Genomic DNA, 18,919 nt, shown 5'->3' with positions numbered 1-18,919 from the left:
ACGCTTAAATCCCCGCCCCCTGCGTATAACTCTCTTCACCAAAGACGCCGGTAGAAAGATAGCGATCGCCGCGGTCGCAGATAATCGCCACCACGACAGCCCCGGGATGTGCCTGCGCAACACGCAATGCTCCCGCTACCGCGCCACCCGAGCTGACCCCGCAGAAGATACCTTCACGCACGGCCAGTTCACGCATCGTATTCTCCGCCTCGCGTTGATGAATATCCAGCACCTGATCCACCAACTGGGCGTTAAAAATGCCCGGCATGTATTCCGCCGGCCAGCGGCGAATACCCGGTATGCTGCTCCCCTCTTCCGGCTGCAGACCCACAATCGTTACCGCCTTTTCCTGCTCGCGCAGAAAACGGGATACGCCGGTAATGGTCCCTGTCGTGCCCATGCTGGAGACGAAGTGAGTGATGCGCCCGTTGGTCTGCTGCCAGATTTCCGGACCGGTAGTGGTGTAGTGAGCGTACGGGTTATCCGGGTTATTAAACTGATCGAGCAGTTTGCCTTCACCGCGTTCGGCCATGGCTAGCGCCAGGTCGCGCGCCCCTTCCATCCCCTCTTCTTTAGAGACCAGAATCAGTTCGGCACCATAGGCGCGCATCGCCGCACGGCGCTCCTGGCTCATGTTATCGGGCATCAGCAACGTCATGCGATAGCCTTTCAGCGCGGCAATCATTGCCAGCGCAATACCGGTGTTACCGCTGGTGGCTTCAATCAGCACGTCGCCGGGCTGAATTTCACCGCGTTTTTCGGCCTGCACAATCATGGACAACGCAGCCCGGTCCTTCACCGAACCGGCAGGGTTATTGCCTTCGAGTTTGACCCAGATTTCGCTGCCGTTGTCCGGCCCCATGCGCTGAAGTTTGACCAGAGGGGTGTTGCCGATGGTGTGTTCTAATGTGTTCAAGATCGCTGTCCAATAAAAAGCCCGGTGGCGCGCAGCGCTCCGGGCATACGGAGATCATATTCCAGACCGGCTAAGCGCAGCGCCTCCGGTCAAACTACGTGTCATTAACCTATCAGGCTGACTCCGCCAGAGCAATATCCTCGCGCGTCTCTATGCGCTCATTGCCATGATAAATACGGGCATGCTGCAGCCCAACAAACAGGCGTTCGCCCCGGTACGGCGGCTCGTCATCACGCATCACCACCGTCAGCGGCTCGGTATACCAGCCCAGCGGTTGTACCACCAATTGGGTGTAGTGCCCTTTAGGGCTAGCTTCCAGCACCTGCACCGGCAGCGGTGAATCCAGACTCGTCCGGCGGCTCACGTCCACTTCCCAGGGACGCAGGAACAGATCGACCGGCCCCTGATGTGCGGAGGTGTATCCCAGCGGCCAGCGGTGTGCGCCCACGTGGAATTGCCCACCGCGGATGGTGCCCTGCAGCCGGTTAACTTCGCCCATAAACTCGAGGACAAATCGGGTCGCCGGTTCACGCCAGAGCTGCTCTGGCTCATCAACCTGCTCGATGTTCCCCTGGCTCATCACCACCACGCGGTCCGCGACTTCCATCGCCTCTTCCTGATCGTGGGTGACGAAGACGCTGGTAAACTTCAGCTCTTCATGCAGCTGACGCAGCCAGCGGCGTAACTCTTTACGCACCTGCGCATCCAGCGCGCCAAACGGCTCATCCAGCAGCAGAATTTGCGGCTCAACGGCCAGGGCCCGCGCCAGCGCGACGCGCTGCTTCTGGCCGCCGGAAAGCTGCGCCGGGAAGCGGTCAGCCAGATGCGCAAGCTGTACCATCTCCAGCAGTTTAGTCACTTTCGCTTTGATGGTGGCCGCATCCGGACGCTCGCGGCGAGGCAGCACGGTCAGACCGAAAGCGATGTTATCGAACACGGTCATATGGCGGAACAGCGCGTAATGCTGGAACACAAAGCCCACTTTTCGGTCGCGGGCGTGCAAACGGCTTACGTCGGTACCGTGAAAACGAATATGTCCGCTGGTCTGATGCTCAAGCCCGGCGATAATGCGCAGCAGCGTGGTTTTACCCGAGCCAGACGGCCCGAGCAGTGCCACCATTTGTCCGGAAGGGATATCCAGCGAGATATCATTCAGCACCTGGGTGCGACCAAAAGACTTCTTAATATTGGCAATCTCAATGCTCATGATTTCCCTCCTGGTGCTGACGTTTTTCCTGATTCTCTAAACGCCACTGCACCACACTCTTCAAAAACAGGGTCAAAATCGCCATCAGCGTCAGTAACGCTGCGGCAGTAAAGGAACCGACGGTGTTGTAGTCCTGTTCCAGTAATTCAATCTGTAACGGTAACGACAGCGTTTCGCCGCGAATAGAGCCCGAGACGACCGAAACTGCACCGAACTCGCCTATGGCGCGGGCATTGGTCAGCACGACGCCGTAGAGCAGCGCCCAGCGAATATTCGGCAACGTTACGCGGCGGAACATCTGCCAGCCGGATGCGCCCAGCAGAATTGCCGCTTCATCTTCGTTGCTGCCCTGGCTTAACATCACCGGGACCAGTTCGCGCACCACAAACGGACAGGTTACAAACACCGTGACCAGCACCATGCCCGGCCAGGCAAACATGACCTGTAGGTTATGCTCATCCAGCCAGCCGCCCAGCGGGCCGTTAGAGCCGTAGAAGAGCAGATATACCAGACCGGCCACTACCGGCGACACGGCAAACGGGATATCCAGCAGGGTCAGCAGCAGCTGACGTCCCGGGAAGTTAAAACGCGTTACCAGCCAGGCCAGCAGCGTACCGAACACCAGGTTGACCGGTACCGTGATAAGCGCAATCAGTACGGTCAGCCAGATGGCGTGCAGCATATCCGGGTTCGCCAGGTTTTCCAGCGCGGGCATCAACCCCTTGCTGAACGCCTGAACAAAAATATAAATCGTCGGCACGACGAGAATGAAGGCGGACACCAGCACGCCCGTACCAATCAGAAACCATTTTCCCCAGTTGATACGGGGAGCATCGTATCGCTTCAATTGAGTAACTTCCGCCATCAGTGACCTACCACGCGTCGACCAAAGCGACTTTGCAGAGTGTTAATTGAGTAGAGCAGCAGCAGCGATGCGGCAAGAATGACCGAGGCAATCGCGCTCGCCGCCGGGTAATCAAACTCCTGCAAGCGGATAAAAATCATCAGCGAGGTGACTTCGGTTTTCCACGCAATGTTCCCGGCAATGAAAATAACCGCGCCGAACTCACCGAGGCTACGGGTAAACGACAGCGCGATACCGGCCAGCAGCGCCGGAGAAAGCTCAGGCAGGACGACCTTGCGGAAGCTCTGCCAGCGCGTGGCACCCAGCGTTTCCGCCGCTTCTTCGTATTCAGGGCCTAACTCTTCGAGCACTGGCTGCACGGTGCGTACAACAAAAGGAATGCTGGTAAACGCCATCGCGACCGCGATACCGAGCCAGGTATAGGTCACTTTGATATCAAGCTTCGCCAGCCACTCACCGTAAAACCCGTTCACCGAAAAGAGCGAGGCAAGGGTTAACCCCGCCACCGCCGTCGGCAGCGCAAACGGCAGGTCCATTAACGCGTCGAGCAGCGTACGGCCCGGAAAACGGTAGCGGGTTAAGATCCACGCCATCAGCAGGCCAAAGGCCCCGTTAAAAATGGACGCCACAAACGCCGACAGCAGCGTCACCTTATAGGCTGCGACGACCTGCGGGTTGGTTATCACTTCCCAGTACTGCGCCCAGCTCATTTGCGCAAGCTGCATCACCAGCGCGCTGAGCGGTAACAATAAGATCAGGCAGACGAACAGCAGGCTGGTCCCGAGGCTTAAGGTAAAGCCCGGCAGCACGCGTCTGGTAGAGACTGCAAACATTACTTACGCCCCGCCGCCAGCAATTTGTCTAACTCACCGCCGCTGGCAAAATGCGTTTTCATGACATCAGGCCAGGAGCCGAAATGGTCTTCCACGCGGAACAGCTCGGTCTGCGGGAATTTATCCTTCAGTTTGTTCATCACATCCGGGTTATTCACGCGGTAGTAGTAATCGGTAATGATCGTCTGCGCCTGTGGGCTGTACAGGTAGTTGAGGTAAGCTTTTGCCGCTTTCTCTGTACCGTTGGACTGCACGTTTTTATCTACCCACGCTACCGGGAACTCGGCGAGGATATTGGTTTTCGGGATAACGACCTCGAAGCCCTGCGCGTCGTACTGTTTGCGGATATTATTCACTTCCGACTCAAAGCTGATCAGCACATCGCCCAGGCCGCGCTCTGCAAAGGTCGTGGTCGCGCCGCGACCGCCGGTATCAAACACCTCGACGTTTTTCAGGAACTGGGTCATGAACTGCTCGGTTTTCGCTTTATCGTTACCGTCAGCTTTGTCCGCCGCGCCCCACGCTGCCAGATAGGTATAGCGCGCGTTACCGGAGGTTTTTGGATTCGGGAAAATCAGCTTCACGTCGGAACGCACCAGGTCATTCCAGTCGTGGATATTTTTCGGGTTGCCCTTACGCACCAGGAAACCCATGGTGGAGTAGAACGGTGAGCTGTTGTTCGGCAAACGACTCTGCCAGTCAGCGGCGATCAGCTTGCCTTTGTCGTGCAGGATCTGCACGTCAGTGACCTGGTTATAGGTCACCACATCCGCTTTCAGCCCCTGGAGAATGGCCAGCGCCTGCTTGGACGACCCTGCGTGTGACTGTTTAATGGTCAGCTTGTCGCCGTTGTTGTCTTTCGCCCACTGCTGTTCAAACGGTGGGTTAAGGGCGGCAAACAGCTCGCGGGAAACATCATACGAACTGTTCAGCAGCTCAGTAGCCTGCGCCTGTGCCACCAGCAGCAAACCTGCCAGTGCCAGCGATCCTTTTTTCAGTACAGTAACGGCCATTGCGCACCCTTATAAATGTGATGACTATCTTATAGTCATAATATTTATAACGAGGACGAAAGGAGTAACGGTTTTATATACCGTTTGGTGATTTACAAGCAGAAAAGAGAATAAGGGTGCAGCCCGTCGTGGTCCGCACCCCAGCCCTCTCCGTGCGGGAGAGGGTGGACAGCACTTACAGCGCCAGCAGACGCTCGACGGACGGGGCGAAGTAGTAACCGCCGGTCACCGGTTTGGTGAAGCGCAGCATGGCGTCACGCTTGCCGTCGGTATCGCCAAACATGCTCAGCAACTGCTGTTCGATGTTATGCAGGCGCGCGCAGTACGCACAGAAGTAAAGACCGTGGGTACCGCTTGCTGTGCCGTATGGCAGGCTCTGGCGAACAATCTTCAGACCTTTCCCGTCTTCCTTGAGGTCAACGCGGCTCAGGTGAGAGGTGACAGGACGGGCATCGCCGTCGATCTCTTCGTTGGCCTCTTTCGTACGGCCAATCATCATCTCCTGGTCATGCACGCTCATGCGGTTCAGCTGCTTGAGGTTGTGCTCCCAGCGCTGGACGAACACATAGCTGCCGCCCGCGTCGACACCGTCTTTGATCACCGCCACTTCACGACGCGTCTCTTCACCCGCCGGGTTTTCAGTTCCGTCAACGAAGCCGCTCAGGTCGCGTTCTTCCACCCAACGGAAACCGTGGATCTCTTCCTGAACGTCAATGCTGTCACCAAAAGCCGCAACCGCCGCCTGGGCAACAGAGAAGTTCACATCATGACGCAGCGAGAGAATGTGGATCAGCACGTCGAACTGCGTTGCGGGTGCCAGGCCTTTACCGTAAGGGATAAAATCCTTCAGCTCTTCGGCGCCTTCGCCACCGCTCAGTTGACGCCAGACGTTATGACCAAAGGCAACGACCGCGCCCAGATGGGCGTCCGGGAATTTGGCCTGGAAGGTGGCCAGCTTATCAACGAACGCTTTACTGGCCGCACGCAGGGCATCCACATCCCCTTTAACATTGGCTTCAATCCAAATCGCCGCGCGGCAATGTTCTGGCAAAATGCCACTCTGAACCTGAGACATCGCTCCTCCTGAAATAAAGATGCCACGTCAGCGTGGCATTGATGGCGGCTATTATACCCGTATTTCAGCGAGACGGTTTGTTCAGGCGCAAATTACTGCTTCCAGATAATTTTGCTCACTTTCCAGCTCTTCAGCGTGTCGTCAGACGGCATTAAACCTTCCGGACCACTCCAGGTACCGGTGAAGAGATAGCTGATGTGCTGGCTGCCCTGCGCTTTACATTCCACCGCCACGCCGTCGTCAGACGGGGCACTGGTGCAGTTGCCGAAGGCCTGTTTATAGAGTTCGCTAAACGGGGTTCCCACTTTCACACCGCTTTCGGTTGGGATGTCGTCGTCCATCACAGCAATGCGGTTTACCGTGCCTTTATCACCGTTAATCACCAGCGCCAGCGTGTCACCCTTCAGCGCTTCGAAATAACGCACGATATTGCCGTTTTCTGTTTTCATGCCGCTGCGCAGGCGATAACCGCCACCCAGTGCATCCTGAAGGGCGTCCTGATCCAGCGCCGTCGCGGCGGTAATTTTACCCACGCCCTGCTCGGTCACTTCCGTTGAAGAGCCAAACCAGTTCCACGGATAGGCCGCAGACCAGTTAATTGATGAGAGCGTTGAACAGCCGGTTAACGCCAGCGGGAGAGCGCATAAAAGTAAACGCAGCGATTTCATTGAAACGTCCTTACATGTTAAATCAACGCTTGTTGGAGTGCGGTATCGGCAAAAAGTGCCAGGTTAATCTTCCTGATGCGTAAAACAGGCGCGAAGGCGGGGATTCGTCAGCAGCCACAGCAGCGCCACGATATCCGCTACGACCAGCGCAATACCGATCCCCGTAAGCGGTTCACCGCTCCACCAGAGCACCGGTTGCCAGACGAGCAGCGCAAGCTGAGCGAGGATCAGCAGCCAGCGAAGCGCACCCCACAGGCGCGGGATCGTATGCCGTCGCCCGCTGCATAAAAACGCCATCACTGCCGGCACGCCCGGCAGCAAGCCGAGCCAGAAGGCATCGTGATCGGGATAAAAGAACGTCAGAAGCGTATCGCCCTGCCCGCGCGACGCGGCGGCCATCACAAACAGCACCCAGGTACGGGCCTGCAGCAGCAGAACGCACCAGAACAAAAAGGGCAGCCTGACACGCCCTTGCGCATCATAATCTGCCGGATGGATCTCAGTACTCTTCATCTTCTATCAGGCGCTTACCTAAGCTCAGTACGTCCGCGTGTTCATAACCCAGGCGTTCATACATGCCCAGCACCACGTCGTTATCTTCCCGCACCATGATCTGAATCTTCGGGCAGCCGCGGGCAATAAGTTTCTTTTCCAGCCGATTGAGCAGCGCATTGGCGATGCCGCGCGCACGAAATTCCGGGTGCACGCCCAGATAATAGGCCGAGCCGCGATGGCCGTCGTACCCGCCCATCACTGTTCCCACCACCTCGCCGTTGACTTCTGCCACCAGAAACAGACTGACGTCGTGATTCAGCTTACGTTCAATATCCATTTCCGGATCGTTCCACGGACGCAGCAGATCGCAGCGCTCCCAAAGGGTGATCACCTCTTCGAAATCTTCCTGGCGAAAAACGCGTATCTCCATGGTATTAACCGCCTTTTCGGGTTTAAAAACAGTGATTATGGCGTGAACATCGCGTTTAGCCAATAACCGGGGAAAAACTCGCCAAAATTTGGCATAATGTCACTTTGTCACGTATTGAAATGAAAAGTAAAACAATTCTCAATAAGGACTGTCGTAACGCTAATCACGATACGATATAACACCAGGACCCCAATTTTTACAATTCAGGCCGCATGAGCACATTCAAACCATTAAAAGCACTCACATCGCGTCGTCAGGTTCTCAAAGCGGGGCTGGCGGCCTTAACGTTAACGGGCATCGCACAGCAGGCTCAGGCTAAAGAAGAGAGCACGCTCAAAACCAGTAACGGACACAGTAAACCGAAATCGAAAAAGCCGGGCGCGAAGCGTCTGGTCATGCTGGACCCCGGTCACGGCGGAATTGATACCGGCGCTATTGGTAAAAACGGTGCGAAAGAAAAGCATGTCGTGTTAGCGATTGCAAAAAATGTGCGCGCAATTTTACGCAGCAATGGCATTGACGCCCGCCTGACGCGTTCTGGCGACACGTTTATTCCGCTGTACGACCGCGTAGAGATCGCCCACCAGCACGGTGCCGATCTGTTTATGTCGATTCACGCGGACGGTTTTACCAACCCGTCGGCGGCGGGGGCTTCGGTGTTCGCCCTCTCCAACCGTGGGGCGAGTAGCGCCATGGCGAAATATCTCTCCGATCGTGAAAACCGGGCGGATGAGGTCGCGGGGAAAAAAGCCACCGACAAAGATCATCTGTTACAGCAGGTGCTGTTTGACCTCGTTCAGACGGACACCATTAAAAACAGCCTGACGCTCGGCTCGCATATTCTGAAGAAGATTAAACCGGTGCATCGCCTGCACAGCAGGAGCACCGAACAGGCGGCGTTCGTGGTGCTTAAGTCGCCGTCAATTCCGTCCGTACTGGTGGAGACGTCGTTCATCACCAACCCGGAGGAAGAGCGCCTGCTCGGCACCACCGCGTTTCGCCAGAAGATCGCCAACGCCATCGCCTCAGGCATAATCAGTTACTTCAACTGGTTCGATAACCAGAAAGCGCACTCCAGGAAACGTTGATGAAACCCAATGCACAGCTGGTAAAAACATTCCTGCTGCAGCTGCAGGATGAGATTTGCCAGAAACTGGCCGCCGCAGATGGCGGTGAATTTCAGGAAGATAGCTGGCAGCGCGAAGCCGGTGGCGGCGGACGCAGCCGCGTGCTGCGTAACGGCGGCATCTTTGAGCAGGCTGGCGTCAATTTTTCCCACGTCCACGGAGACGCGATGCCCGCTTCCGCCACGGCCCATCGACCAGAACTGGCAGGCCGCAGCTTCGAAGCAATGGGCGTATCGCTGGTGGTTCATCCGCACAACCCGTATGTGCCGACCAGCCATGCCAACGTGCGCTTTTTCATTGCTGAAAAACCCGGGGCCGATCCGGTCTGGTGGTTTGGCGGCGGTTTTGACTTAACGCCCTACTACGGGTTTGAAGAAGATGCCGTGCACTGGCACACCACCGCACGCGATCTCTGTCAGCCGTTTGGGGACGACATCTACCCGAAATTTAAAAAATGGTGTGATGACTATTTTTATCTGAAGCACCGTGATGAGCAGCGCGGCATTGGTGGGCTGTTCTTTGACGATCTCAACACGCCAGATTTTGATACCGCGTTCAGCTTTATGCGGGCGGTAGGTGAAGGGTATACCGGAGCCTATCTGCCGATCGTGGCGCGGCGTAAAGATACCGACTACGGCGTGCGCGAGCGCGAGTTCCAGCTTTACCGCCGCGGGCGCTATGTAGAGTTCAACCTGGTATGGGATCGCGGAACGCTGTTTGGCCTGCAGACCGGCGGGCGCACGGAGTCCATTCTAATGTCGATGCCGCCGCTGGTTCGCTGGGAGTACAGCTACGAGCCAAAAGAAGGCAGCCCGGAGGCTGCCCTGAAAGACTTTATTACGATTCGGGACTGGGTGTAATGCCGGCAGGCGCAGCGCTTACAGCGGCTGCGTCTGCGCTTCAACCACCGCCAGTGCCACCATATTCACGATACGACGCACCGAAGCAATCGGCGTCAACACGTGCACTGGCTTCGCCACGCCCATCAGCACCGGTCCTACGGTGACCCCTTCAGAGCTGGAGACACGCAGCAGGTTGTAACTGATGCGGGCCGCTTCCACGTTCGGCATAATCAGCACGTTTGCAGAACCTTTCAGCGGGCTGTCCGGCATGCGTTCGTTACGAATGCTCTCCACCAGCGCAGCATCACCGTGCATCTCGCCGTCAATCATCAGTTCCGGCGCACGCTGGCGAACCAGCTCCAGCGTCTGGCGCATTTTGCACGCCGCTGCTGATTTCGACGAACCGAAGTTGGAGTGCGACAGCAGCGCTACCTTCGGTTCAATACCAAAGCGACGCACGGTTTCTGCCGCCATCACGGTGATCTCCGCCAGCTCTTCCGGGCTCGGATCGTCGTTAACGTAGGTGTCGGCAATAAAGGTGTTACCGCTTGGCAGCAGCAGCGCGTTCATCGCCCCGGCGGTGTGGACCCCTTCGCGATAGCCGAAGATCTCCTGCACCACGCTGAAGTGCTCGTGGTAATCACCGATCGTGCCGCAGATCAACGCATCCGCTTCACCGCGATGGACCATGATCGCCCCGATCACCGTCGTGTTGCTGATCACGGCCTTTTGCGCCTGCTCCTGGGTGATCCCGCGACGTTTCATGATCGCGTAGTATTCGTTCCAGTACTCTTTAAAGCGCGGATCGGATTCGTTATTAACGATCTCAAAATCCACACCCGCTTTGATCTGCAGCCCCAGCTTCTGAATACGCATCTCGATAACGCTCGGACGACCGATCAGGATTGGCTTCGCCAGACCTAAGGTGATCAGCTCCTGCGTGGCATGCAGAACGCGCGCCTCTTCCCCTTCCGCCAGCACCACGCGTTTCGCGTCGGCACGCGCCTGGGAGAAAATGGGCTTCATAAACAGGTTGGTTTTGTAGACAAACTCGGTGAGCTTATCGACGTAAGCATCGAAATCTTTGATGGGGCGCGTCGCCACGCCGGAGTCCATTGCCGCCTTAGCAACCGCCGGGGCGATTTTGACAATCAGACGCGGGTCGAATGGTTTTGGAATGATGTAGTCCGGGCCAAAGCTCAGATCCTGGTCACCATATGCCGAGGCGACCACTTCGCTCTGCTCGGCATGCGCCAGTTCCGCAATGGCATGAACGGCCGCGAGCTTCATCTCTTCGTTGATCGCCGTCGCGCCCACGTCCAGCGCCCCGCGGAAGATGAACGGGAAGCAGAGAACGTTGTTCACCTGGTTCGGGTAATCGGAACGACCGGTACAGATAATGGCATCTTCACGCACGGCTTTTGCCAGCGGCGGCAGAATTTCCGGCTCCGGGTTTGCCAGCGCCAGAATCATTGGCGCACGCGCCATTTTCTTCACCATCTCCTGGGTCAGCACTTTCGGGCCTGAACAGCCAAGGAAGATATCCGCGCCGTCAATCACGTCCTCCAGCGTGCGTTTACCGTCGTCTTCTACCGCGTAGGCCGCTTTGGTTTCCGCCATGTTCGGCTCACGGTCCTTGTAGATAACGCCTTTGGAGTCGCAGACCACAATGTTGTGCTTCTGCATGCCCAGCGCCACCAGCAGGTTCATACAGGCGATTGCCGCCGCGCCTGCGCCGGAGACCACCATACGCACGTCAGAGAGATTTTTCTCAACCACACGCAGACCGTTCAGAATGGCCGCGGTGCTGATAATCGCGGTACCGTGCTGGTCATCATGGAACACGGGAATGTTCATACGCTCGCGCAGTTTCTGCTCGATATAGAAACATTCCGGCGCTTTGATGTCTTCGAGGTTGATCCCACCGAAGGTCGGTTCCAGCGCGGCAACCACATTGATGAATTTATCAGGATCGAGCTCATCCACTTCGATATCGAACACGTCAATACCGGCAAATTTCTTGAACAAAACGCCCTTGCCTTCCATCACGGGCTTACCGGCCAGCGCACCAATATTGCCCAATCCCAGCACCGCCGTCCCGTTAGAGATCACGGCGACCAGGTTGCCACGCGCGGTGTATTTATAGGCTGCCAGCGGATCTTTTTCGATTTCGAGGCACGGCGCCGCGACGCCGGGCGAGTAGGCCAGCGCCAGATCGCGCTGAGTCGCCAGCGGTTTTGTCGGGGAGACCTGAATTTTACCTGGGACAGGGAACTCGTGGAAATCGAGAGCACTCTGTTTTAACTGATCATCCATCTTATTTTTCCTTTCACGTATCGGTCAAAAGGGTGACGTTTGCGATCCTGAAGCACACCCTGGTGTGCCGCCTAGTATCGCCGCAGGCAGCCACATAAACTTTGAAGGCTGCCAAACTCTCACCATTGCAGAATAAAAATTGTTATCAATTTATAACAGCCATGTTACCCGTCTCAGAAAGCAATGCCTCCCCCGTCTGCTATGCTTTTTTGTTAAGTCCATCATGATTTTCGCAGAAGTGTGAACTAACGCACTCGAGTAACTCTTTTATTTCCAAGGAGTAATTATTTATGAACCAACTAGACGGCATCAAACAATTCACTACCGTGGTCGCCGACAGCGGTGATATCGAGTCGATTCGCCACTATCAGCCCGAAGATGCGACCACTAACCCTTCGCTGCTGCTCAAAGCGGCCGGTCTTGCTCATTTTAGTCATCTGATTGATGACGCTATCGACTACGGTAAACAGCGCGGTAAAACACAGGAGCAGCAGGTCGCCGAAGCGAGCGACAAGCTGGCCGTTAATTTCGGTGCGGAAATTCTGAAAAGCATCCCGGGACGCGTCTCTACCGAAGTGGACGCCCGCCTCTCCTTCGACCAGGAGAAGAGCATCACGAAAGCCCGCCGCCTGGTTGAGCTCTACCAGGAGCAGGGCATCGATAAATCGCGCATTCTGATTAAGCTGGCCTCAACCTGGGAAGGGATCCGTGCGGCGGAAGTTCTGGAAAAAGAGGGGATCCATTGCAACCTGACGCTGCTGTTCTCCTTTGCGCAGGCGCGCGCCTGTGCCGAAGCCGGCGTCTTCCTGGTGTCTCCGTTCGTCGGGCGAATCTATGACTGGTATCAGGCTAAACAGCCGATGGATCCGTACGTGGTGGATGAGGACCCGGGCGTGAAATCGGTGCGTAATATCTACGACTATTACAAACAGCACCGCTACGAAACCATCGTGATGGGCGCCAGCTTCCGCCGTACCGAGCAGATCCTCGCCCTGGCAGGCTGTGACCGCCTGACCATCTCCCCTAACCTGCTTAAAGAGCTGCAGGACAAAGAGGAGACGGTTATCCGCAAACTGGTGCCCACATCAACCGTCCTCCCCAAACCTAAAGCCATGACCGAAGCAGAATTCCGCTGGGAGCACAATCAGGACGCAATGGCCGTCGAAAAACTGGCGGAAGGCATCCGCCTGTTCGCCGTCGACCAACGCAAACTTGAAGATCTTCTTGCCGCCAAACTTTAACCTTGCCACGGAGTGAATTATGTCCCGTAAAGAGCTAGCCAATGCCATTCGCGCCCTCAGCATGGATGCCGTGCAGAAAGCCAATTCCGGCCACCCTGGCGCCCCCATGGGCATGGCTGACATTGCCGAAGTGCTGTGGAATGATTTCCTGAAGCACAACCCGAACGACCCCAGCTGGTACGATCGTGACCGTTTTATTCTCTCTAACGGCCACGCCTCCATGCTGCTCTACAGCCTGCTGCACCTTTCCGGCTACGACCTGCCGCTATCCGAGTTAAAAAACTTCCGCCAGCTGCACTCAAAAACGCCGGGCCACCCGGAGATAGGCTATACGCCGGGTGTGGAGACCACCACCGGGCCGCTCGGCCAGGGGTTAGCCAACGCGGTCGGGCTGGCGATTGCCGAACGCACGCTGGCGGCGCAGTTTAACCAGCCAGACCACGAGATTGTCGATCACTACACTTATGTGTTTATGGGTGACGGCTGTCTGATGGAGGGGATTTCTCACGAAGTCTGTTCGCTGGCGGGCACGCTGGGGCTGGGCAAGCTGATCGGATTTTACGATCACAACGGTATCTCCATCGACGGGGAGACCAAAGGCTGGTTTACCGACGACACGGCAAAACGGTTTGAGGCCTACCACTGGCACGTAGTACATGAAATTGACGGCCACGACCCAGAAGCGGTGAAAAAAGCGATTCAGGAAGCGCAAAGCGTGAAGGACAAACCGTCCCTGATCATCTGTCGCACCACCATCGGTTTCGGCTCACCGAACAAAGCGGGTAAAGAGGAAGCCCACGGCGCGGCGCTGGGTGAAGAAGAAGTGGCACTGACCCGGCAGAAACTGGGCTGGAAATACCCGCCGTTTGAGATCCCGAAAGAGATCTACCGCGAGTGGGACGCCCGCGAAGAGGGTGAAAAAGCCCAGCACGCGTGGAATGAAAAATTTGCCGCCTATCAAAAAGCCCACCCGGAACTGGCCGCTGAATTCTCGCGCCGCATGAGCGGTGGCCTGCCGGAGGACTGGGAAGCGAAAACCCAGGCGCTGATTGAAAATCTGCAGTCTAATCCGGCAAAAATTGCCACCCGTAAGGCCTCGCAAAACACCCTCAACGCCATCGGCCCCCTCCTGCCCGAACTGCTGGGCGGCTCTGCGGATCTGGCTCCAAGTAACCTGACCATCTGGTCTGGTTCAAAATCGCTGAAAGAGGATATTGCCGGGAACTATATCCACTACGGGGTGCGTGAGTTCGGGATGACCGCCATTGCCAATGGCATCGCCCATCACGGCGGGTTTGTGCCCTACACTGCTACCTTCCTGATGTTCGTTGAGTATGCCCGTAACGCGGCGCGTATGGCGGCATTAATGAAAGCGCGGCAGATCATGGTCTACACCCACGATTCGATTGGTCTGGGTGAAGACGGTCCCACGCACCAGGCCGTTGAGCAGCTGGCGAGCCTGCGTTTGACGCCAAACTTCAGCACCTGGCGTCCGTGCGATCAGGTCGAAGCGGCGGTTGGCTGGAAGCTGGCGGTTGAGCGCCACACGGGGCCAACGGCATTAATTCTGTCGCGGCAAAACCTGGCCCAGATTGAACGCACGCCGGAGCAGGTAAAAAATATCGCCCGCGGCGGGTACATCCTGAAAGACAGCGGCGGCAAACCGGATGTCATCCTGATTGCTACCGGTTCTGAGGTGGAAATTACCGTGAAGGCTGCGGAAAAACTGACCGCCGAAGGTCATGCGGTACGCGTGGTATCCCTGCCGTCCACCGACATTTTTGATGCTCAGGATGAGGCCTACCGTGAATCGGTCCTGCCCTCTAACGTCGCAGCCCGTGTGGCCGTCGAGGCGGGTATCGCCGACTACTGGTACAAATATGTCGGGCTGAAAGGTGCTATCGTCGGGATGCGTGGGTACGGCGAGTCGGCGCCTGCCGACAAGCTGTTCCCGTATTTTGGCTTTACCGTTGAGAATGTGGTTGAGAAGGCGCTGAGCGTAATTTAGCGCGTGATCCACAACGTGGGCCAGGCATCTGGCCCATTCCAGTTATCGCAGCTGGGCTCTTCTGCATAACGCACCAGGCGGAAACGCTGGCCGTCAAAACGCCAGCGCGTCTGGACCCCACAATCGCCAATACCGCGACCCAGCGCGAGCGTAGTCAGCTCGCGCGTTTTCTCATCAAAGCGGGCATTCATCAATTCGATTTCACTGCTATCGTCTGCAGGGGTGAAAGGCAGACGCAGCCTTACGCTGCGGGAAGAAAACGGCTTTTTGCGCGATACCAGCCAGGCCAGATCGACCGTGTTATACGCCCCCGCCTCACAGCTAATAATCAGCAATGCTTTTTCATCGGTTAACGCGGTGACGCGCACTTCACGGCGGTTAGGATCGAGCGAGCACTGGCTGTTGTTCATCCGCCAGGTGCCATAATCCAGCAGGTCGTTCAATTCGGCGTGGGAGAGCGGCGTCGGCGTCGGATTGACTACCGCCACCTTTTTTAAGGCGGGTGCAGGCGGCACGCTTAACGGCGGATCGTCACCTTTTTTAATCCAGGCCGTTTCACTCCCGACACGTTTCTGCTGCGCGTCAATAAACAACAGCGCGGCTTTCAGGCCGTTCAGAGAGATAACCTGGTCACCGCCGCGCAAGGTCAGGGCTTTTCCTTCCTGGATATTTTTCAGAAACGCCGTGATGGTGGCGGCATCATCACTTTTCAGATGCCACGGGGTTAACTGCCAGTGCTGCCGATCCAGCTTGAGAGGAACCTTATCCAGCAACAACCGTGGCGCAATATCCGCTTCTTTCACGGCAGGGTCAGCAAGGCCGCCGAGATCGATACGCAGCGTAGCGTCGGTTTTCGCGCCGGCACTGCGGCTGAGCGTCATGACCAGCCCCCGGTGTTCACCGGTATTGCGTGCGAGGCAAAAATTCTGGTTATTGCAGGTCACCTGCCAGTCAGAAAACAATTGCTGGGCAGGCGCAGCCCACACCTGCGAGGAGGTGAGCACGCAAAACAGGCAGAGAAGAGAGACGCAATAGCGCATGAATGGCACAATCCCGGAACGAAAACGCTTAACTGGGCTGTATCTTCGTGTTCCCGCCCGGGTTGCTCAATCGGATTTATCGGATAGATTTATCCGAAATACATTCTATCACCGTTCGAAAGAGGCGTTCATCAGCCCGGTCGTTTGAAGATACTGTAGTAATATCACAGCTTTACCATCCCTGATTTCCCCGGCATGCATCATCTCCAGCGCCCGGGAAAACGGCAACTCCAGCACTTCAATATCTTCATCTTCCACGCCACCGCCGCGGTGAGTACGCTGCGCATCGCTGTATTCCGCGATGAAGAAATGGACGATTTCCGTCACGCCGCCAGGCGACATAAACAGCTCGAAGACCTTTTTGACCTCTCCCACCTCAAAGCCAGTCTCTTCGACGGCCTCTTTGCGGATGCACACTTCCGGCTCGTCGTCATCAAGCAGGCCCGCACAGGTTTCAATCAACCTTCCGTCAGGGTTGCCATTGACCCATGTTGCTACCCTGAACTGACGGATCAGCACCACACTCTGCTTTTCACGGTTATAGAGCAAAATGGTGGCGCCATTGCCGCGGTCATAGACCTCGCGTTTATGGCGGATCACTTCACCGTTATTACGGGTTAAATCGTAAGTGATGTTACGCAGGACAAAGTAGTTTTCAGAAAGGATTTTGTCTTTGATAACGTCAATTTTCAGGGTCATACGGGCTCCACGACACAATGAGTCTTCCTATAGTACGCCGTGAAACCCGCTTTGTCGCCCGCCTGGTTTAGTGCGTTTTCGGCACAATGACCTCAAGCCAGTCGAGGATCCCCCGCGCCGCATGACGCCCTTCCGCCATCGCCGTCACCACCAGATCAGCGCCGCGCACCGCATCACCGCCGGCGAAAATTTGCGGGTTAGACGTCTGGTAACGATAGCGGCTTTCCACCGAGGCAATGATTCGCCCCCAGTCATCGGTGTTGACGCCCTGACTCTCCAGCCAGGGCATGGCATGTGGGTTAAAGCCAAAAGCCATAATCACCGCATCGGCCGGCATGACAAACTCGCTGCCCTCCACCGGAACAGGTCGACGACGCCCCTGCGCATCCGGCTCTCCCATCCGGGTGCGCAGCATCCGGATGCCGTTAACCTTGCCGTCAGCAGCAAGGGTCAATTCAACGGGCTGGACGTTAAATTCAAATGCGGCTCCCTCTTCTTTCGCATTCTTCACCTCTTTTTTCGAGCCCGGCATATTGGCTTCATCCCGGCGATAGGCGCAGGTGACTTTTGCCGCGCCGTGACGTAACGCGGTGCGCACGCAGTCCATTGCGGTATCGCCCCCGCCCAGCACCACCACGTTGAGCCCACGGGTGTCGATAAACGGTTCGTTGGCCGTCGCGTCCAGCCCCATGACGTGGCGCGTGTTCCCCACCAGGAACGGCAGCGCATCGTAGACGCCCGGCGCATCTTCATGGGGGATGCCTGCTTTCATTGAACGATAGGTTCCCACGCCAATGAACAGGGCGTCGAAATCTGTTTGCAGTTGAGATAACGACACATCGCTGCCCACGTCGCAGTTCAGCTCGAAGTGAACCCCCATCCCAGTAAAAATCTCTCTGCGTCGTGCGAGCAGGGATTTATCCAGCTTAAAGGCCGGAATGCCAAAGGTCAGCAAGCCGCCGATTTCGGGATGCCTGTCATAGACCGTCACGCTCACCCCGCTGCGCACCAGCACATCCGCGCATGCCAGTCCGGCAGGCCCCGCGCCGATAATCGCGACGCGTTTTCCCACCGAAGAAACGCCAGACATATCCGGTCGCCAGCCCAACGCCAGCGCCTGGTCAGAGATGTAGCGCTCGAGGTTGCCTATGGTCACCGACCCTGACGCATCGCGCACGGTGCAGGCACCTTCACATAACCTGTCCTGCGGGCAGACCCGGCCGGTAATTTCAGGTAAACAGTTGGTCTGATGAGAAATTTCGACCGCGCCGAGGATGTCACCGGCGTTAACCCGTTCAATCCACTGCGGAATGTGGTTGTGCAGCGGGCAGGTCCATTCACATATGCTGTGCTCTCCGCATTTCAGGCAGCGCGATGCCTCGCGTCTGGCCTGTTCGGTCCGAAACGGCAGGTATATTTCATTGAAATGGCCAACCCGCTCTTCGGCAGCCAGTTTGTCGGGCTCGCCGCGTGGCGGTGTGTTTTGCATCTGCTGCAGTTTGGTGGGTGCTGTCTCCTCGCTGACTGCCTCACTGTGCCAGGGCTGCGCCTCCAGCCTGGCGGTGCGCTGACGGCGCGATTTTGCCAGGTTATCCAGCACGTCTGGCGTCGCCAGCGTCAGCACATCTACCGGGCAATTTTCGATACAGGCCGGGCCCTGCGGGCGGGTCAGGCAGAGATCGCATTTATACGCCGAGGCTTTTGCACTGCCGTTGTCGAGCGGCGTAACGATAATCTCCATTGTGCCGAAGGGACAGGCAACCACGCAGGCTTTACAACCGATGCATTTTTGTTGATTCACCTGTACGCTGTCATCGCGTTTGCTGATGGCGCCGTTCGGGCAACTGAGTGCACACGGGGCATTTTCACAGTGGTGACAGGTGACGGGGCTGTTCTGCGCGCCAGAGTTAAGGACCGTAATACGGGGATGGAAATGGCGCTTGCTCAGGACATGTTGCTCATCATTATGCGCCATTACGCAGGCAACTTCGCAGGCGTGGCACCCAATACATTGCTGGCTGTTAGCCATAATAAAACGATTCATAACGACACCTGTTTTTGGTTCAATAACCTTATTCTTTGTATGAATATTGTATTTACTCATCACAGCGTCGTCAGGCAATGTTCAATTGCCCGGAATGCCA

General features: G+C 56.7%; 17 protein-coding genes. 4 read left to right on the top strand and 13 right to left on the bottom strand.

The window, feature by feature from the left end; translation table 11 throughout:
* Positions 1-4 precede the first annotated feature (4 nt).
* The 9 genes from cysM to QLG09_RS13460 all read right to left on the bottom strand — a co-directional run bounded on the left by cysM (position 5) and on the right by QLG09_RS13460 (position 7,502).
* Entirely contained in the window at positions 5-916 is a 912-nt protein-coding gene (cysM, locus tag QLG09_RS13500) for a cysteine synthase CysM (RefSeq protein WP_049023278.1), read from the bottom strand.
* A gap of 112 nt (positions 917-1,028) precedes the next feature.
* Positions 1,029-2,123: a sulfate/thiosulfate ABC transporter ATP-binding protein CysA gene (gene cysA / locus QLG09_RS13495; protein ID WP_014171090.1), complete on the bottom strand. Its 1,095-nt coding sequence runs from the start codon at positions 2,121-2,123 to the stop codon at positions 1,029-1,031.
* Entirely contained in the window at positions 2,113-2,988 is an 876-nt protein-coding gene (gene cysW, locus QLG09_RS13490) for a sulfate/thiosulfate ABC transporter permease CysW (RefSeq protein WP_020883085.1), read from the bottom strand. The genes cysA and cysW overlap by 11 nt, the downstream gene beginning before the upstream one ends.
* Positions 2,988-3,821, bottom strand: a complete 834-nt coding sequence (gene cysT, locus QLG09_RS13485) for a sulfate/thiosulfate ABC transporter permease CysT (RefSeq protein WP_020883084.1) — start codon at positions 3,819-3,821, stop codon at positions 2,988-2,990. The genes cysW and cysT overlap by 1 nt, the downstream gene beginning before the upstream one ends.
* The gene (locus QLG09_RS13480; protein WP_047743027.1) at positions 3,821-4,834 is read right to left on the bottom strand and encodes a sulfate ABC transporter substrate-binding protein; all 1,014 of its coding nucleotides are present in this window, start codon (positions 4,832-4,834) and stop codon (positions 3,821-3,823) included. Before QLG09_RS13480 ends, cysT begins: the two co-directional genes overlap by 1 nt.
* Positions 4,835-5,009: 175 nt before the next feature.
* Entirely contained in the window at positions 5,010-5,909 is a 900-nt protein-coding gene (locus tag QLG09_RS13475; protein WP_014171094.1) for a Dyp-type peroxidase, read from the bottom strand.
* 92 nt (positions 5,910-6,001) lie between these two features.
* On the bottom strand, positions 6,002-6,577 hold the full coding sequence (locus QLG09_RS13470) for an RpoE-regulated lipoprotein (RefSeq protein WP_020883081.1): 576 nt from the start codon (positions 6,575-6,577) through the stop codon (positions 6,002-6,004).
* Between the two features lie 63 nt (positions 6,578-6,640).
* Positions 6,641-7,090: a DUF2919 domain-containing protein gene (locus QLG09_RS13465; protein ID WP_049022757.1), complete on the bottom strand. Its 450-nt coding sequence runs from the start codon at positions 7,088-7,090 to the stop codon at positions 6,641-6,643.
* A complete protein-coding gene (locus QLG09_RS13460) occupies positions 7,077-7,502 on the bottom strand; it encodes a GNAT family acetyltransferase (protein ID WP_020883079.1) in 426 nt (141 codons plus the stop codon). Before QLG09_RS13460 ends, QLG09_RS13465 begins: the two co-directional genes overlap by 14 nt.
* Positions 7,503-7,714: 212 nt before the next feature.
* Here QLG09_RS13460 and amiA point away from each other — a divergent pair, with 212 nt between their 5' ends.
* On the top strand, positions 7,715-8,590 hold the full coding sequence (amiA, locus tag QLG09_RS13455) for an N-acetylmuramoyl-L-alanine amidase AmiA (protein WP_014171098.1): 876 nt from the start codon (positions 7,715-7,717) through the stop codon (positions 8,588-8,590).
* Positions 8,590-9,489, top strand: a complete 900-nt coding sequence (gene hemF / locus QLG09_RS13450) for an oxygen-dependent coproporphyrinogen oxidase (RefSeq protein ID WP_025203494.1) — start codon at positions 8,590-8,592, stop codon at positions 9,487-9,489. The genes amiA and hemF overlap by 1 nt, the downstream gene beginning before the upstream one ends.
* A gap of 18 nt (positions 9,490-9,507) precedes the next feature.
* On the opposite strand, the gene maeB is transcribed toward hemF, so the two are convergent.
* Positions 9,508-11,787: an NADP-dependent oxaloacetate-decarboxylating malate dehydrogenase gene (maeB, locus tag QLG09_RS13445; RefSeq protein ID WP_014171100.1), complete on the bottom strand. Its 2,280-nt coding sequence runs from the start codon at positions 11,785-11,787 to the stop codon at positions 9,508-9,510.
* Positions 11,788-12,077: 290 nt separating this feature from the next.
* Between maeB and tal the strand changes: the two genes are divergently transcribed.
* Positions 12,078-13,028 carry a transaldolase gene (gene tal / locus QLG09_RS13440; protein ID WP_014171101.1) on the top strand — a complete coding sequence of 317 codons (951 nt, stop codon included), beginning with the start codon at positions 12,078-12,080 and terminating at the stop codon, positions 13,026-13,028.
* A 19-nt stretch (positions 13,029-13,047) separates the two neighbouring features.
* Positions 13,048-15,036 carry a transketolase gene (tkt, locus tag QLG09_RS13435; protein ID WP_020883077.1) on the top strand — a complete coding sequence of 663 codons (1,989 nt, stop codon included), beginning with the start codon at positions 13,048-13,050 and terminating at the stop codon, positions 15,034-15,036.
* Here tkt and QLG09_RS13430 read toward each other — a convergent pair.
* From QLG09_RS13430 to aegA, 3 genes are all read right to left on the bottom strand, one after another.
* Entirely contained in the window at positions 15,033-16,076 is a 1,044-nt protein-coding gene (locus QLG09_RS13430; RefSeq protein WP_020883076.1) for a DUF1176 domain-containing protein, read from the bottom strand. The genes tkt and QLG09_RS13430 overlap by 4 nt on opposite strands.
* Positions 16,077-16,184: 108 nt before the next feature.
* Positions 16,185-16,775, bottom strand: a complete 591-nt coding sequence (gene nudK / locus QLG09_RS13425; RefSeq protein WP_020883075.1) for a GDP-mannose pyrophosphatase NudK — start codon at positions 16,773-16,775, stop codon at positions 16,185-16,187.
* Positions 16,776-16,842: 67 nt separating this feature from the next.
* On the bottom strand, positions 16,843-18,819 hold the full coding sequence (aegA, locus tag QLG09_RS13420; RefSeq protein ID WP_049022756.1) for a formate-dependent uric acid utilization protein AegA: 1,977 nt from the start codon (positions 18,817-18,819) through the stop codon (positions 16,843-16,845).
* Positions 18,820-18,919: the final 100 nt, after the last annotated feature.

Source organism: Enterobacter sp. V89_11, from assembly GCF_029967775.1.
Classification (GTDB): domain Bacteria; phylum Pseudomonadota; class Gammaproteobacteria; order Enterobacterales; family Enterobacteriaceae; genus Enterobacter; species Enterobacter ludwigii.
This window is presented reverse-complemented; position numbering and strand designations above follow the sequence as displayed.

Coding starts and splice junctions, on each gene's coding strand:
- tkt (WP_020883077.1), top strand. CDS start 13,048: ATGTCCCGTAAAGAGCTAGCCAATGCCATTCGCGCCCTCAGCATGGAT.
- cysA (WP_014171090.1), bottom strand. CDS start 2,123: ATGAGCATTGAGATTGCCAATATTAAGAAGTCTTTTGGTCGCACCCAG.
- nudK (WP_020883075.1), bottom strand. CDS start 16,775: ATGACCCTGAAAATTGACGTTATCAAAGACAAAATCCTTTCTGAAAAC.
- QLG09_RS13430 (WP_020883076.1), bottom strand. CDS start 16,076: ATGCGCTATTGCGTCTCTCTTCTCTGCCTGTTTTGCGTGCTCACCTCC.
- QLG09_RS13460 (WP_020883079.1), bottom strand. CDS start 7,502: ATGGAGATACGCGTTTTTCGCCAGGAAGATTTCGAAGAGGTGATCACC.
- maeB (WP_014171100.1), bottom strand. CDS start 11,787: ATGGATGATCAGTTAAAACAGAGTGCTCTCGATTTCCACGAGTTCCCT.
- tal (WP_014171101.1), top strand. CDS start 12,078: ATGAACCAACTAGACGGCATCAAACAATTCACTACCGTGGTCGCCGAC.
- hemF (WP_025203494.1), top strand. CDS start 8,590: ATGAAACCCAATGCACAGCTGGTAAAAACATTCCTGCTGCAGCTGCAG.
- amiA (WP_014171098.1), top strand. CDS start 7,715: ATGAGCACATTCAAACCATTAAAAGCACTCACATCGCGTCGTCAGGTT.
- cysW (WP_020883085.1), bottom strand. CDS start 2,988: ATGGCGGAAGTTACTCAATTGAAGCGATACGATGCTCCCCGTATCAAC.
- QLG09_RS13465 (WP_049022757.1), bottom strand. CDS start 7,090: ATGAAGAGTACTGAGATCCATCCGGCAGATTATGATGCGCAAGGGCGT.
- QLG09_RS13470 (WP_020883081.1), bottom strand. CDS start 6,577: ATGAAATCGCTGCGTTTACTTTTATGCGCTCTCCCGCTGGCGTTAACC.
- QLG09_RS13480 (WP_047743027.1), bottom strand. CDS start 4,834: ATGGCCGTTACTGTACTGAAAAAAGGATCGCTGGCACTGGCAGGTTTG.
- aegA (WP_049022756.1), bottom strand. CDS start 18,819: ATGAATCGTTTTATTATGGCTAACAGCCAGCAATGTATTGGGTGCCAC.
- QLG09_RS13475 (WP_014171094.1), bottom strand. CDS start 5,909: ATGTCTCAGGTTCAGAGTGGCATTTTGCCAGAACATTGCCGCGCGGCG.
- cysT (WP_020883084.1), bottom strand. CDS start 3,821: ATGTTTGCAGTCTCTACCAGACGCGTGCTGCCGGGCTTTACCTTAAGC.